The following is a 14,826-nucleotide window of genomic DNA, read 5'->3' on the forward strand; positions in this document are numbered from 1 at the left end:
TCATGATCCCCGGTGAATACAAGATCCAGAGCGGCAGCATTGCGATGAACTCAGGGCGGGAAACGCGAAAAACGATCGTCGAAAACCACGGCGACAGGCCGATTCAGGTGGGATCGCACTATCACTTTTACGAGGTTAACCCCGCGCTAAAATTCGATCGCGAAGCCTGCAAAGGCTATCGCCTGAATATTCCGGCAGGCACCGCGGTGCGCTTCGAGCCAGGGCAAAAGCGAGAAGTCGAGCTGGTGGCAGTAGCAGGCAACAAACGCATTTTCGGCTTTCGTGGCGAGGTCATGGGCGAACTGGAGGCAAAACCATGAGCGAGATTTCCCGCCAGGCCTATGCAGACATGTTCGGCCCGACAACCGGCGATAAAGTGCGGCTTGCCGATACCGAACTGTGGATTGAAGTGGAAGACGATCTGACCACTTATGGTGAAGAGGTGAAATTCGGCGGTGGCAAAGTTATCCGCGACGGCATGGGTCAGGGCCAGATGACCGCCGACGCCTGCGTGGATCTGGTGCTGACCAACGCGCTGATTGTCGATCACTGGGGGATCGTTAAAGCCGATATCGGCGTGAAAGACGGCAGGATCTTCGCCGTCGGCAAAGCGGGCAACCCGGATATTCAACCCAACGTGACAATCCCGATTGGCGCAGGCACAGAAGTGATCGCCGCCGAAGGAAAGATCGTCACCGCAGGTGGGATCGACACCCACATTCACTGGATCTGCCCGCAGCAGGCCGAAGAAGCTTTAGTCTCCGGTGTCACAACCATGATTGGTGGCGGCACTGGCCCGGCAGCAGGCACCAACGCGACCACCTGTACGCCAGGCCCGTGGTATATCAGCCGGATGCTTCAGGCGATTGATTCGTTGCCCGTCAATATCGGCCTGCTCGGTAAGGGCAATGGCTCGAATCCTGATGCTTTACGTGAGCAAGTCGCGGCAGGCGTGGTTGGCCTGAAAATTCATGAAGACTGGGGCTCAACGCCCGCGGCGATCAACTGTTCGCTGACGGTGGCAGAGGAAATGGATATTCAGGTCGCGCTGCACAGCGACACCCTCAACGAGGCTGGCTTTGTGGAAGACACGCTGGCCGCCATTGGCGATCGCACCATTCACACCTTCCACACCGAAGGCGCGGGCGGCGGCCACGCACCGGATATTATCACCGCCTGTTCGCGGCCGAATATTTTGCCCTCTTCCACCAACCCGACGCTGCCGTACACCGTCAATACCATCGACGAGCATCTCGATATGCTGATGGTTTGCCACCATCTGTCGCCGGATATCGCTGAAGACGTGGCGTTTGCCGAATCGCGTATTCGTCGTGAAACCATTGCCGCAGAAGACGTCCTGCATGACATCGGCGCGTTCTCGCTCACCTCTTCGGATTCCCAGGCCATGGGCCGCGTCGGGGAAGTCATTCTTCGCACCTGGCAAGTGGCGCACCGCATGAAAGTTCAGCGTGGCGCGCTGGAGGAAGAGCAAGGCGAGAACGATAACTTCCGCGTGAAACGTTATATCGCCAAATACACCATCAACCCGGCGCTGACGCACGGTATCGCCCATGAAGTCGGGTCGATAGAAGCGGGAAAACTGGCTGATTTAGTGCTCTGGTCGCCGGCCTTTTTTGGGGTCAAACCTGCGGCGATCGTCAAAGGCGGGATGATTGTTATGGCACCAATGGGCGACATCAACGCCTCCATTCCGACACCGCAGCCCGTGCACTATCGCCCGATGTTTGGCGCACTGGGCGCTGCAAGACATCACTGCCGCCTGACGTTTCTCTCTCAAGCCGCTATCGATAACAACGTCCCTCAACAGCTTGGGCTGAAGAGCCAGATAGCAGGGGTGAAAGGCTGCCGAACGGTCAAAAAAGCCGACATGATCCACAACAGCCTGCAGCCTGATATCACCGTCGATGCACAGACCTATGAAGTGCGCGTCGACGGGCAACTCATTACCAGCGAACCCGCGGATGTGCTGCCGATGGCACAACGCTATTTTCTGTTTTAAGGAGCGACAATGCTGTATCTGACTCAACGGGTGGATAACGCCCATCACTTCACGGCCAGCGTGACGCTCCCCATCGACGTGCGAGTGAAAAGCCGCGCCAAAGTCACGCTCAGCGATGGCCGCGAAGCAGGCCTGATGCTTCCACGAGGCCTGCAGCTAAGAGGCGGCGACGTTCTTTGCAGCGAAGACGGACACGAATTTATTGCGGTAATAGCCGCCGATGAGGGCGTCTCCGTGGTGCGCTGTGATGATCCGTTCCAGCTAGCCAAAGCCTGTTATCACCTTGGGAACCGCCACGTGCCACTGCAAATCATGCCGGGTGAACTGCGTTATCACCACGACCACGTGCTGGACGATATGCTGCGCCAGTTCGGGCTAGAAGTGAGCTTCGCGCAGTTGCCTTTCGAGCCAGAAGCCGGGGCCTATACCAGCGAAGCGCAAGGACACCACCACCATCATCATTCGCACGACCCTTCGCACAGCCACTGATGACGAACACCACGCAAAAATTGCGTTTGTTGCAGCTCGCCAGCAGCAATCTGCCCGTCGGGGGCTATAGCTGGTCGCAAGGGCTGGAATGGGCGGTTGAAGCAGGCTGGGTCAAAAATGCTGAGGCGTTTGCCCACTGGCAGCTGCAGCAGATGGAACACAGCTTTTTTCATGTGGATCTGCCGTTGTTTTCCAGGCTGTACCACGCGTGGGAGAAAAACGACGCGGAAGCCGCAATGCGCTGGACGGCATGGCTTCTGGCCTGTCGCGAAACGCGTGAACTGCGCGAAGAAGAACGTAATCGCGGGCAAGCTTTCACCCGCCTGCTGTATGACTGGCATCCGGAATGTCCACAGGAGTGGCGATCTTTGTTTAACCAAAGCCAACTGTGCGGCATGGCATGGCTTGGCGTACGCTGGAAAATCGATTTGCCCGAACTGGCTTTGGCGCTCGGTTACAGCTGGATTGAAAGCGCGGTGATGGCTGGCGTCAAGCTGGTGCCATTTGGGCAACAGGCCGCGCAAAAACTGATTATGACACTCTGCGAGCATTACGCCGCAGGCATCGAGCAAGGGCTGAATTGCCCCGATGAACACATTGGTTCCGCGACGCCGCTGGCGGCTATCGCTTCGGCGCGCCACGAAACCCAATATTCCCGACTGTTCCGTTCCTGAGGAGAAGGTATGGCAAGCTATAAACATCCCCTGCGCGTGGGCGTAGGCGGCCCGGTGGGCTCCGGTAAAACCGCCCTGCTGGAAGCGCTGTGTAAAGCAATGCGCGACACATATCACCTGGCGGTGGTGACCAACGATATCTACACCAAAGAAGATCAGCGCATTCTTACCGAAGCGGGCGCACTGGCACCGGAGCGTATTGTCGGCGTGGAAACGGGTGGCTGTCCTCACACCGCAATCCGTGAAGATGCCTCGATGAATCTGGCGGCGGTCGAGGCATTAAGCGAGAAATTCGGCAATCTGGATCTGATCTTCGTGGAAAGCGGCGGCGACAACCTGAGTGCGACTTTCAGCCCGGAACTGGCGGATCTGACGATCTACGTGATCGACGTAGCCGAAGGGGAAAAGATCCCACGCAAAGGCGGCCCGGGGATCACTAAATCTGATTTTCTGGTGATCAATAAAACCGATCTTGCGCCCTACGTGGGAGCATCTCTTGAAGTGATGGAACGCGACACAAATCGCATGCGCGGCGACAAACCCTGGACTTTCAGCAACCTGAAAGCCGGCGAAGGCTTACCTGCGATTATTGCGTTTCTGGAAGATAAAGGGATGCTGAAGGGGTAATGTGTGTTGCCCGGTGGCACTTCGCTTACCGTGCCTACAAAACCGTAGGCCGGTGCAAACGAAGTGCCGCCCGGCAATAACTACGCAGCAGGCAGCTCAGCCAGCGGCCAGCGAGGACGCACGGTGACGCCGAGGCCCGCGTTTTCGCCGGTTTTGAGACGAACCATGCCCGCGTAGGCAATCATCGCGCCGTTATCGGTGCAAAATTCCGGACGCGCATAAAACACTTCGCCTTTACGCTTATGCATCATCTCGGCGAGTTTTGCGCGCAGCGTGCGGTTAGCGCTCACGCCGCCCGCCATCACCAGACGCTTAAAGCCAGTCTGATCTAACGCACGACGGCACTTGATCATCAGCGTATCCACGACGGCATCTTCAAACGCGCGCGCGATATCAGCGCGGGTCTGATCGTCATTGCCATTCGAACGAATAGTGTTGGCTGCGAAGGTTTTCAGGCCGGAGAAACTGAAGTCCAGACCAGGACGGTCCGTCATCGGACGTGGGAAGACAAAGCGCCCTTCCGTCCCTTGCGCAGCCATTTTCGACAACATTGGCCCGCCAGGATAATCAAGCCCCAGCAGTTTGGCTGTTTTATCGAACGCTTCACCGGCAGCATCGTCGATAGATTCGCCGAGCAGTTCATATTCACCAATGCCCGTCACGCTAATAAGCTGAGTGTGGCCGCCAGAGACCAGCAGCGCCACGAACGGAAATTCCGGCGGGTTATCTTCCAGCATCGGGGCCAGTAAATGGCCTTCCATATGGTGAACCGGGATCGCAGGCACGTTCCAGGCGAACGCAAGAGAACGCCCTACCGTTGCGCCGACCAGCAGCGCACCAACCAGGCCTGGGCCAGCGGTGTAGGCGACAGCATCAATATCTTGCGACGTTAAATTTGCTTCTTTCAGGGCAGCCTGAATCAGCGGAACGGTTTTCCGCACATGGTCGCGGGAGGCCAGTTCTGGCACAACGCCGCCGTAGTCAGCGTGCAGTTTCACCTGACTATACAATTGGTTGGCTAACAATCCGTTTACATCGTCGTAAATGGCGATGCCAGTTTCATCACAGGATGTTTCGATTCCCAGTACACGCATGGTTGCTTTTACCTCGTTTCAATACCGCGCAGTGTAGGGCGAATGCGGGTCGATGTATACCCTGAGGGGTGACTTCGTGTATACTCTTCCCCCTTACAAAAGTCCCGTTCAAAAACGGCATTGGTGCTTTACAAAGCAGCAGGAGTTGCAGTAAAATTCCGCACCATTTTGAAATAAGCTGGCGTTGATGCCAGCGGCAAACCGAATTTATCAAAGGTGAGAGTTACATGCCGGTAATTAAAGTACGTGAAAACGAGCCGTTCGACGTAGCACTGCGTCGCTTCAAGCGTTCCTGTGAAAAAGCAGGTGTTCTGGCGGAAGTTCGTCGTCGTGAGTTCTATGAAAAACCAACGACCGAACGTAAGCGCGCTAAAGCTTCTGCTGTGAAACGTCACGCGAAGAAACTGGCTCGCGAAAACGCACGCCGCACTCGTCTGTACTAATCTGTTGAGAGCGCACGCTCTCAATCCAGACCGAGTTTAAGCTGTAAAGGCCGTGCTTCCGGAAGGAATGCGCGGCTTATTTTCGTTTATAAAACTGATAAATAACGAGGCTTATGGCTGGACGTATCCCACGTGTCTTTATCAATGACTTGCTGGCTAGAACGGACATCGTCGATCTTATCGATGCACGGGTTAAGCTGAAAAAGCAGGGCAAAAATTATCACGCGTGTTGTCCCTTCCATAACGAAAAAACGCCTTCGTTCACCGTCAACGGTGAGAAACAGTTTTACCACTGCTTCGGCTGTGGTGCGCACGGTAACGCCGTCGACTTTCTGATGAACTACGACAAGCTCGAGTTTGTGGAAACCGTCGAAGAACTGGCGGCCATGCACAACCTTGAAGTGCCGTACGAAGCAGGCTCCGGCCCCACCCAGATAGAACGCCATCAGCGGCAAAGTCTCTATCAGTTAATGGAAGGCCTGAGTACGTTTTATCAGCAATCCCTGAATCAACCCACCGCAGACCCTGCGCGTCAGTATCTGACGAAACGCGGTTTGAGCAGTGAAGTCATCGCCCGTTTTGCGATTGGCTATGCACCGCCAGGCTGGGACAACGTATTAAAGCGTTTTGGCAACAACCGCGAAAATCAGCAATCACTGACCGACGCAGGCATGTTAGTCACGAACGATCAGGGACGCAGTTACGATCGTTTTCGCGAACGAGTGATGTTCCCCATTCGCGATAAACGTGGCCGGGTAATTGGGTTTGGCGGGCGTGTGCTGGGCGATGCCCTGCCAAAGTACCTCAACTCCCCGGAAACCGATATTTTCCATAAGGGCCGCCAGCTTTACGGCCTTTATGAAGCGCAACAAACCGAAGCTGAACCGCAGCGTCTGCTGGTGGTCGAAGGCTATATGGATGTGGTGGCACTGGCGCAATACGACATCAACTATGCCGTTGCGTCACTGGGCACCTCGACTACTGCCGATCACATTCAGTTGCTGTTTCGGGTGACGAACAACGTTATCTGTTGTTATGACGGAGACCGCGCAGGACGAGACGCCGCATGGCGCGCGCTGGAAACCGCGCTGCCGTACATGACAGATGGCCGTCAGTTGCGCTTTATGTTTCTGCCGGATGGCGAAGATCCGGATACGCTGGTGCGTAAAGAAGGCAAAGCGGCGTTCGAAGCGAGGATGGAGCAGGCACAGCCGCTCTCCACGTTTTTGTTTAACAGCCTGATGCCACAGGTCGACTTGAGTAGCCCGGACGGGCGAGCACAACTCAGTACGCTGGCGCTGCCGCTGATTACTCAGGTTCCTGGCGAAACGCTGCGCATCTATTTGCGTCAGGAGTTAGGGAAAAAGCTCGGCATTCTTGATGATGCCCAGCTTGAGCGTTTAATGCCAAAACAGGCAGAAAATGGCACTGCCCGCCCTGCTCCACAGCTAAAACGCACGACCATGCGTATACTGATAGGGTTACTGGTGCAAAACCCCGAGCTTGGCGCTCTGGTTCCACCCCTGACCGGGCTTGATCCGAAAAAGCTGCCCGGACTTGGCTTATTTTCTGAACTGGTCAACACTTGTCTGTCACAACCTGGACTGACAACCGGCCAGCTTCTGGAGCAGTATCGCGGTACAAATGAAGCCGCTACCCTTGAAAAACTGTCGATGTGGGACGATATAGCAGATAAGGAAATCGCTGAGAAAACGTTCACCGACTCACTGAACCATATGTTCGATTCACTGTTAGTCCAGCGGCAAGAAGAGTTGATAGCTCGAGACCGCACACACGGGTTAAGCAGTGATGAACGCCGGGAACTCTGGACACTGAACCAGGAACTGGCCAAAAAATGAATTCAACGGCTTAAGTGCCGAATAGCAATCGGGACGATCCCGAAGGCCGCACCGAGGCGCAGCGGCAATAATATAAGCAGGCCCTCGCTTTAAAAGTCGGTAACTTGTTTTCGCCGACCGACACCAATCAATGAATTAAGTGTGGATACCGTCTTATGGAGCAAAACCCGCAGTCACAGCTTAAACTTCTTGTTACCAAGGGCAAGGAGCAAGGCTATCTGACCTATGCCGAGGTCAATGACCATCTGCCGGAAGATATCGTCGACTCCGATCAGATCGAAGACATCATCCAAATGATCAATGACATGGGCATTCAGGTGATGGAAGAAGCACCGGATGCCGATGATCTGTTGCTTGCTGAAAACTCAAACAACACCGACGAAGATGCGGAAGAAGCTGCCGCACAGGTGCTGTCGAGCGTTGAGTCTGAAATCGGACGTACCACCGACCCGGTGCGCATGTACATGCGCGAAATGGGTACCGTTGAACTGCTGACCCGCGAAGGCGAGATCGATATTGCCAAGCGTATCGAAGACGGCATCAACCAGGTACAGTGCTCCGTTGCTGAATACCCGGAAGCGATCACCTATCTGCTTGAGCAGTACGATCGTGTTGAAGCGGCAGAAGCTCGTCTGTCCGATCTGATCACCGGTTTCGTCGATCCTAACGCCGAAGAAGATCTGGCCCCAACCGCCACTCACGTCGGGTCTGAACTCTCTCAGGAAGAGATGGCTGACGACGAAGATGAAGACGAAGAAGAAGACGACGATTCCAGTGACGATGACAACAGCATCGACCCGGAACTGGCCCGTGAAAAATTCGGCGAACTACGTACCCAGTACGAACTTGCACGTGACACCATCAAAGCGAAAGGCCGCAGCCATGCCGCCGCTCAGGAACAAATCCTGAAACTGTCTGAAGTCTTCAAACAGTTCCGCCTGGTGCCAAAACAGTTCGATTATCTGGTCAACAGCATGCGTACCATGATGGAGCGCGTTCGCGTTCAGGAGCGTATCATCATGAAGCTGTGCGTTGAACAGTGCAAAATGCCGAAGAAAAACTTCATCACCCTGTTCACCGGTAACGAAACCAGCGAAACCTGGTTCAACGCCGCCGTCGCAATGAACAAGCCGTGGTCTGAAAAACTGAACGACGTAAAAGAAGACGTTCAGCGCGGCCTGCAGAAATTGCAGCAGATTGAAGAAGAAACCGGCCTGACCATCGAGCAGGTTAAAGACATCAACCGTCGCATGTCCATCGGTGAAGCGAAAGCCCGCCGTGCGAAGAAAGAGATGGTTGAAGCGAACTTACGTCTGGTGATTTCTATCGCTAAGAAATACACCAACCGTGGTCTGCAGTTCCTCGACCTGATTCAGGAAGGCAACATCGGCCTGATGAAAGCGGTAGACAAGTTTGAATACCGTCGTGGTTACAAGTTCTCCACCTACGCTACCTGGTGGATCCGTCAGGCGATCACCCGTTCGATCGCGGATCAGGCGCGCACCATCCGTATTCCGGTGCATATGATTGAGACCATTAACAAGCTCAACCGTATCTCCCGCCAGATGCTGCAGGAAATGGGCCGTGAGCCAACGCCGGAAGAACTGGCAGAACGCATGCTGATGCCGGAAGACAAGATCCGCAAAGTGCTGAAAATTGCCAAAGAGCCGATCTCCATGGAAACCCCAATCGGTGACGATGAAGATTCACATCTGGGCGATTTCATCGAGGATACTACCCTCGAGCTGCCGCTGGATTCTGCAACCACAGAAAGCCTGCGTGCGGCAACGCACGACGTGCTGGCCGGTCTGACCGCGCGTGAAGCGAAAGTCCTGCGTATGCGTTTCGGTATCGACATGAACACCGACCACACGCTGGAAGAAGTGGGTAAACAGTTCGACGTGACCCGCGAACGTATCCGTCAGATTGAAGCGAAGGCGTTGCGTAAACTGCGTCACCCGAGCCGTTCTGAAGTGCTGCGTAGCTTCCTCGACGATTAATCACTGGCTTCAGATGAAAAGACCGCAGCTTGCTGCGGTCTTTTTTTGTCCCTGATTTCATCACCCTCGCCTTTATTCCAGAACATCCCTCTCCGTTTTCTTCGTTGCTCTATTTGCGGCTATTTGTGCTCGCTTTTGCACTTATCAGAATGAAGGCCTCTCACCGTATACTCACAAAAAATGCTGGCTGCGCGAGGGCTGACGTTGACTCGCGCACCCAACGAAGCGCCGCCTCCTGCATTCCATCTTTCTTATTCTTTTTGTCTACACACTTTCAGGGAAACGTATTTAATGAACAAATTGTGGCTCACAGTGTTGTGTCTGGCACTGGCTGGATGTGCCAGCAAGTCTCCACTCGCGCCAGTGTCTCTGGTGACGCCGCCTTCTCCGCCGGCCATCGCCACAGAAGTGCAGCCAGAGAAGCCAGCCAACAACGAAAATCAGGCAAAACCCCGCCTGGCGACAGAAGCAACCTGCGCCAATGAACTGGCTGCGCTGAAAAGCTACAGCCCGAAAAGCTGGAATAAGTACAGTGCCGAAATGCGCCAGTTGACCCGTAAAAGCAGCCAGTTTGCGTCAGTAAAAGAGAAGATTTCACCGCAGATTAACGAGCTGGTTCTCAATTCCTACGATTCCAGAATGAAAACGCTCTGCTACCGGATTGAAAGCACCTTAGGCCAGATTATGATTTCACAGGCCACTCAGCTCTAAGAACAGCAACGCTCATCGCGGTGGCTGGCAGGGTTAACGCCCGCGAGCCACCAGCGCTTGATCTAATTCCCGGTATGCCTCAACCAGTTTATCCAGCGTGATACGACTCAGGCCGCTGGGATTGGGTAAAATCCACACCTCAGTGTCCCCTACCGTGACCTCCTGTTTGCCCCACTGCGCACCACGCTGGCTGAATGCCTGCTCAAACGCCTGCTTCCCCAAAATGGCCAGCGCCATCGGCTGGTAGTCCTGCATTTTGGTGATAAGCCCCCGGCCCCCTTCACGCAGTTCGTGAAGCGCCACTTCACTGGCCTGCACCGTAGGGCGCTCAACAAGTTTGGTGACACCGCAGCCGTAATCCAGCATCTGCTCAGCCTCTTCAGGTTTAAGCTGACGGTCGGTAAATCCGGCCAAATGCAGCACTTTCCAGAAACGATTCGCCGGATGGGCAAAAGGCAGCCCCAGATGCGCAGAAGACTTACCGGGATTGATACCACAGAAGACCACCCGCAACCCGGGCTTAAGAATATCCTTGACCATGACACAACTCGACTGAGGGAATGAGTGGGAAAGTATAAGAGATTGATAAGCCATTGTTTATAAAAACAGCACCCGCAGAGCATTTACTGGATTGGCTTCGGGAGTTCCTTTATAATTCCCCGCCACGGCCCCTTAGCTCAGTGGTTAGAGCAGGCGACTCATAATCGCTTGGTCGTTGGTTCAAACCCAACAGGGGCCACCAAATTTAAGCTTTAGAATCATATAATTAAGCCACTCGACAGAGTGGCTTTTTTGTTATCTGTTTTCTGAGTGGCTATAAAATGGCGACAGGAACAGCAACCCAGTACGACTGGCTTGGGCCTCTAGCGAACGGGTCACTCCTTCCGGTGTCTGCTTTTGTAGCCATTAGCAAACGGCATGACCATCCTGATTTAAAAACCGTGGTAAGAATCTGTCTCGCCACTGGCGCTCGGTGGTCTGAGGCTGAGAGTCAGGAAAAACCAGCTCGCGAAATTCAAAATCACTTACACCAAAACGAAAAGCAGGAAAAACCGCACTGTTCCAATCAGCAAAGAACTCTATGAGTCTCTGCCTGATGATAAAAACGGCTGGTTGTTTAGTGATTGTTATGGCGCGTTTCGGTCGGCTATGGAAAGAACAGGCATTGAACTGCCAGCAGGACAATTCACCCACGTTTTGCGCTACACCTTTGCCAGCCACTTTATGATTAATGGAGGGAACATATTGGTTTTACAACGAGTGCTCGGACATACAGATATAAAGATGACGATGCGATATGCGCACTTTGCGCCAGATCATTTAGAGGATGCTGTAAAGCTAAATCCGCTTAACTTAAGCATGCAAGGAAGGGTCTGATGGGGGAGATCGAGCGAGCCTTCTCGATGCTTTAAGTAGATGGATGGCCGCAACTGGAGCAAGCATGTCTGGGATCGAGAGGTAACCCATTGTGCCCGTAATCGCAGAGACTAGACGCTCAGTGACACCCTGTTCAGAAACGAAAAGTATTACTCTTCTCTTTTCTCTTTTGAGCCCTAAACATATGTAGCTATTTTCAAAGCCAACAAATCTACGGCGGCAGAACTTGAAAGGGTGGCTGTCATTAGTCTTGCCAAGCTGTTCCTCAATAATTGCCTCAAGCGCGGCACGCATGATCGCTTCGTTTATTCTTTCAGAACAAAAGTTGGCTATGCTGCCGTCGCGCTTAATGACATGAGGTGTTAACAACTTCAATACTCCATTTTTACGTTAACCCTAACTATCAAAAGTTCTACTTCCTTCTGATAGGTGCAATGGAGGAGACTCCTCCGTTTAATAAGTGGTGTTAGACTACTGAACTCAGATACAAAATGTCGGCTGTTTTCATACAACCTCCTGTTTTATAAGAACTTATCAATAAAATGATAAAAAATGGTAAATTCTGTGCCTAGTATCTCCCATATCACTGGTAGGTTTTCAAACCAACCTAGCTCTTTAGCGGACCTATAAATCGAGATTAAAGAAGCAGTTAAACCCAATGTTCTCAGTTGGTTATCTGAGAATAGGAATTTCTTCTCAATGGCCCTACTGTTCGAGCAGCCAGCGGTTTTAGCACAGGTTGTACGTTTACGTTTAAGCTTTTTCATATCCATTCCTTAAGGATATGAGGAAGCCGCCTTACCACTTTTAAACAGTCCATCGGGTTGAGTCTGGACATAACATTGTTATATGAATTGCTTACCTGCAGATCAACTGCTTAGAATGTAAAGTTTTTTAATGGCGATAAAGTGGCGATAGAAATGGCATATAACGGGTAATCATTGGCAAACAGATGCAAAGTATGTCAATGACAAATAACGCAACCTATTGATTTTAGGTAGTATCAGTAGGGACTCATAATCGCCAGGCTGTTGATTCAACCCAACAGGACCAACCAAATTTTAGCTTTAAAATCATATAATTAAGCCACTCGACAGAGTGGCTTTTTTGTTTTATCTACCGCGCAGTGTCGCAAAAATGGCGTGGCGGCAGTCAACACCTGACATGTCCATTCGAGCATGGCTGACTCAGACCAGTGCTTGCAGCTCTTCTCTCATGTACGCAGAAAAGTATTCCGGATCTTTAATCACCAGACGCTCACCGGCGTTGATTTTTTCAGCCCAACCGGCCACTTTGTGAGTGAATCCCTCATCCCAGCCTTCCTGGCTGCCTCGGGCCATCACATCTTCGGCAGTGACGGGTTCGCCCAACTCTTTCAGATACTTCAAAATTCCTTTCGTCGTGCTTTCGTCCATGGGCTGGGGGACAGGAACAGAAGTATTCATACCATTGATGAAGTCCAATGCTTTATCGATTACTGGTGCCATATTCATATCCTTAAAATTGTCCAGACACTGTACAAGGTTATAATATCGCCCAACTTTTACTTAAACATCAAAGCGTTTATTCACTTTACTCACACTAAATCTCTCAAATGTGAACTAAGTATGGATGACTGAGTTAGAGCTGCAAGTTTGGTCTGCCCCTCTTTCGCACCTCCGATAAAAATCACGCACCCGCGACATACGCCCCTTAGCCAAAGTCTCGATTTTTGCAACATTAAAACTTTTAAAAATCCGAATTAGTCCGTTTACGCACCTTTATTGTTTGAACATTTTCCGAACTGTGTTTAAAGTAACCAAAAAATGTAAACAAATGTCATTAAGTGCATTAGTAACGTAAATAACTAAGAGCCACAGGATCAGGGATGAAAGCGTTATACCCGGTGTGGGTGTTACTGGTATTCAGTCAGTCTGTTTTCGCTGCACCGTTATCACCAGCAGATCGCAACAGCATCGAACAACAACAGCAGCAATTGCTCCTTCAGAACCAGCAGCAGCGTGAGTCGCTGGAGCGCGCTGTACCGCTAACGCGTCCCTCGCAGCCTGAACTCCCTGCCTCAGCGACTGGCCCTTGTTTCACTATCCATCGCATTGTGCTCGACGATGCCACGCTGATTGATGCCCGCAAGCAGCAAAAATTACTCGCGCCCTGGCTGAACCAGTGTCTGGATATGGCGCGGATTAACCAACTCACGAATACCGTTTCTGACTGGTATATCAGCCGGGGATATATCACCAGCCGCGCTTTTTTGACGGAACAAGATTTACGCTCGGGTGAACTGCATTTAGCCATTCTTGAAGGTCGGCTCGAAAAAATTCGTATGGACGGCGCACCGGACCGCGAGCTGAAAATGGCATTCCCGGGGCTTGAGGGCCATATTCTTAACCTTCGCGATATTGAACAAGGCATGGAGCAAATTAACCGTGCCCGCACCACGCCGGTTCAGATTGAAATATTGCCGGGAAGCAAACAGGGCTGGTCGATTGTTAATTTGACCGCCACACCGGAATTCCCCCTTTCTGGCTCAGTGAGTTTTGATAATAGCGGCCAAAAAAGTACAGGCGTGGGGCAAATTAATGCCGGACTGACAGGCAACAACCTGCTGGGGCTAGCCGACAGCTGGTTTGTCAGCGGCGGGCGTAGCAGCGCGTTTTCGAATTCTAAAGATGCGCAGAATTTTGCCGCAGGCGTTAGCGTCCCCTACGGCTACAGCCTGTTTGACTACAGCTACAGCTGGAACAACTACCTCAGCACCATTGATAACAACGGCTATATCTGGCGCTCCAGCGGTGACACCGAAACGCACCGCTTTAACTTTTCCCACGTTCTGTTCCGCAATGGCGATATCAAGACGGGCGTGTCTGTGGGCCTGAGCCACCGCATCAACCGCAATTATCTGGATGACGTTCTGTTGCAAAGCAGCAGCCGCAAGCTCACCAGCCTGTTGTTTGGCCTGAATCACACGCAAAAAATTCTGGGTGGCGTAGCAACGCTGAACCCGACGTTCAGCCGCGGCATGCCGTGGTTTGATGCCGAAAGTGACGGCAATAAGAACGGCGACCTGCCTAAAGCCCAGTTCCGCAAATGGAGCCTTAACGCCAGTTATCAGCGCCCCGTTGCCGACAATTTATGGTGGCTGGCGAGTGCTTACGGCCAGTGGACGCCAGACCGCCTGTACGGCAGCGAACGCATGACGATTGGCGGGGAAAGCTCGGTTCGTGGATTCAAAGAACAAAGCATCTCCGGCGACAACGGCGCGTACTGGCGTAACGAACTCAACTACACGCTATTCACGCTGCCGGTCATCGGCCAGGTCAGCGCTTTGGTGGCTCTTGATGGCGGCTGGCTGCACTCCGACAGGCTCGATCCGTATGCCGGAGGCACCCTTTGGGGCACAGCCGCCGGGCTCAGTACTGCCAACCGTTGGGTATCAACGTCATTCACCGTTGGGCTTCCTCTTGTTTACCCGGACTGGCTCGGGCCAGACCACGTCAGCATTTACTACCGCGTTGCCGTCGCGTTTTAAGGG

The 14,826-nt window shown here is 52.8% G+C and carries 14 protein-coding genes, 1 tRNA gene and 2 pseudogenes; 12 read left to right on the forward strand and 5 right to left on the reverse strand.

All coding sequences use genetic code 11. The annotated features are described in order from the left end of the window. Positions 1-2: 2 nt before the first annotated feature. Genes ACI2I2_RS16495 through ureG form a run of 5 tightly spaced genes read left to right on the forward strand, consistent with a single transcriptional unit; the run spans position 3 to position 3,810 of the window. Positions 3-320, forward strand: a complete 318-nt coding sequence (locus ACI2I2_RS16495; protein WP_330984943.1) for an urease subunit beta — start codon at positions 3-5, stop codon at positions 318-320. Then, complete coding sequence (gene ureC, locus ACI2I2_RS16500; protein WP_404658868.1) at positions 317-2,020, forward strand: urease subunit alpha; 1,704 nt, start codon at positions 317-319, stop codon at positions 2,018-2,020. The genes ACI2I2_RS16495 and ureC overlap by 4 nt, the downstream gene beginning before the upstream one ends. Before the next feature lie 9 nt (positions 2,021-2,029). After that, positions 2,030-2,509, forward strand: coding sequence for an urease accessory protein UreE (ureE, locus tag ACI2I2_RS16505; protein ID WP_404658869.1), 480 nt, complete (start codon positions 2,030-2,032; stop codon positions 2,507-2,509). Then, positions 2,509-3,183: an urease accessory protein UreF gene (locus ACI2I2_RS16510; protein WP_404658870.1), complete on the forward strand. Its 675-nt coding sequence runs from the start codon at positions 2,509-2,511 to the stop codon at positions 3,181-3,183. The genes ureE and ACI2I2_RS16510 overlap by 1 nt, the downstream gene beginning before the upstream one ends. A 9-nt stretch (positions 3,184-3,192) precedes the next feature. Further along, positions 3,193-3,810: an urease accessory protein UreG gene (gene ureG / locus ACI2I2_RS16515; protein ID WP_404658871.1), complete on the forward strand. Its 618-nt coding sequence runs from the start codon at positions 3,193-3,195 to the stop codon at positions 3,808-3,810. Positions 3,811-3,890: 80 nt separating this feature from the next. Here ureG and tsaD read toward each other — a convergent pair whose 3' ends face one another. Then, the gene (gene tsaD / locus ACI2I2_RS16520) at positions 3,891-4,904 is read right to left on the reverse strand and encodes a tRNA (adenosine(37)-N6)-threonylcarbamoyltransferase complex transferase subunit TsaD (RefSeq protein WP_404658872.1); all 1,014 of its coding nucleotides are present in this window, start codon (positions 4,902-4,904) and stop codon (positions 3,891-3,893) included. 227 nt (positions 4,905-5,131) lie between these two features. On the opposite strand from tsaD, the gene rpsU reads away from it, so the two are divergent. The 4 genes from rpsU (at position 5,132) to ACI2I2_RS16540 (ending at position 9,917) form a co-directional block, all read left to right on the forward strand. Continuing rightward, positions 5,132-5,347, forward strand: coding sequence for a 30S ribosomal protein S21 (rpsU, locus tag ACI2I2_RS16525; protein ID WP_001144069.1), 216 nt, complete (start codon positions 5,132-5,134; stop codon positions 5,345-5,347). Between the two features lie 113 nt (positions 5,348-5,460). Beyond that, positions 5,461-7,206, forward strand: a complete 1,746-nt coding sequence (gene dnaG, locus ACI2I2_RS16530) for a DNA primase (protein WP_404658873.1) — start codon at positions 5,461-5,463, stop codon at positions 7,204-7,206. 155 nt (positions 7,207-7,361) lie between these two features. Further along, positions 7,362-9,206 (forward strand): RNA polymerase sigma factor RpoD, encoded by a 1,845-nt coding sequence (rpoD, locus tag ACI2I2_RS16535; RefSeq protein WP_404658874.1) that lies wholly within the window; start codon positions 7,362-7,364, stop codon positions 9,204-9,206. A gap of 291 nt (positions 9,207-9,497) precedes the next feature. Then, complete coding sequence (locus tag ACI2I2_RS16540) at positions 9,498-9,917, forward strand: hypothetical protein (protein ID WP_404658875.1); 420 nt, start codon at positions 9,498-9,500, stop codon at positions 9,915-9,917. Positions 9,918-9,950: 33 nt separating this feature from the next. Here ACI2I2_RS16540 and mug read toward each other — a convergent pair whose 3' ends face one another. Continuing rightward, positions 9,951-10,457 carry a G/U mismatch-specific DNA glycosylase gene (gene mug, locus ACI2I2_RS16545; RefSeq protein WP_404658876.1) on the reverse strand — a complete coding sequence of 169 codons (507 nt, stop codon included), beginning with the start codon at positions 10,455-10,457 and terminating at the stop codon, positions 9,951-9,953. 126 nt (positions 10,458-10,583) lie between these two features. Here mug and ACI2I2_RS16550 point away from each other — a divergent pair. Beyond that, a tRNA-Ile gene (locus ACI2I2_RS16550) sits at positions 10,584-10,659 on the forward strand. Between the two features lie 169 nt (positions 10,660-10,828). Further along, a pseudogene (locus tag ACI2I2_RS16555) lies at positions 10,829-11,294 on the forward strand (tyrosine-type recombinase/integrase); the annotation flags it as partial. Positions 11,295-11,555: 261 nt separating this feature from the next. Here ACI2I2_RS16555 and ACI2I2_RS16560 read toward each other — a convergent pair. The 3 genes and pseudogenes from ACI2I2_RS16560 to ACI2I2_RS16570 form a co-directional block, all read right to left on the reverse strand. Continuing rightward, a pseudogene (locus tag ACI2I2_RS16560) lies at positions 11,556-11,663 on the reverse strand (ATP cone domain-containing protein); the annotation flags it as partial. A gap of 152 nt (positions 11,664-11,815) precedes the next feature. Then, positions 11,816-12,061: a hypothetical protein gene (locus ACI2I2_RS16565; RefSeq protein ID WP_404658877.1), complete on the reverse strand. Its 246-nt coding sequence runs from the start codon at positions 12,059-12,061 to the stop codon at positions 11,816-11,818. A 420-nt stretch (positions 12,062-12,481) separates the two neighbouring features. Next, positions 12,482-12,781, reverse strand: coding sequence for a DUF1889 family protein (locus ACI2I2_RS16570; protein WP_404658878.1), 300 nt, complete (start codon positions 12,779-12,781; stop codon positions 12,482-12,484). Between the two features lie 380 nt (positions 12,782-13,161). Here ACI2I2_RS16570 and ACI2I2_RS16575 point away from each other — a divergent pair, with 380 nt between their 5' ends. After that, on the forward strand, positions 13,162-14,823 hold the full coding sequence (locus ACI2I2_RS16575; protein ID WP_404658879.1) for a ShlB/FhaC/HecB family hemolysin secretion/activation protein: 1,662 nt from the start codon (positions 13,162-13,164) through the stop codon (positions 14,821-14,823). The last annotated feature ends 3 nt before the right edge of the window (positions 14,824-14,826 follow it).

The sequence above is a fragment of the Scandinavium sp. NPDC088450 genome, from assembly GCF_044900545.1.
GTDB lineage: Bacteria > Pseudomonadota > Gammaproteobacteria > Enterobacterales > Enterobacteriaceae > Scandinavium.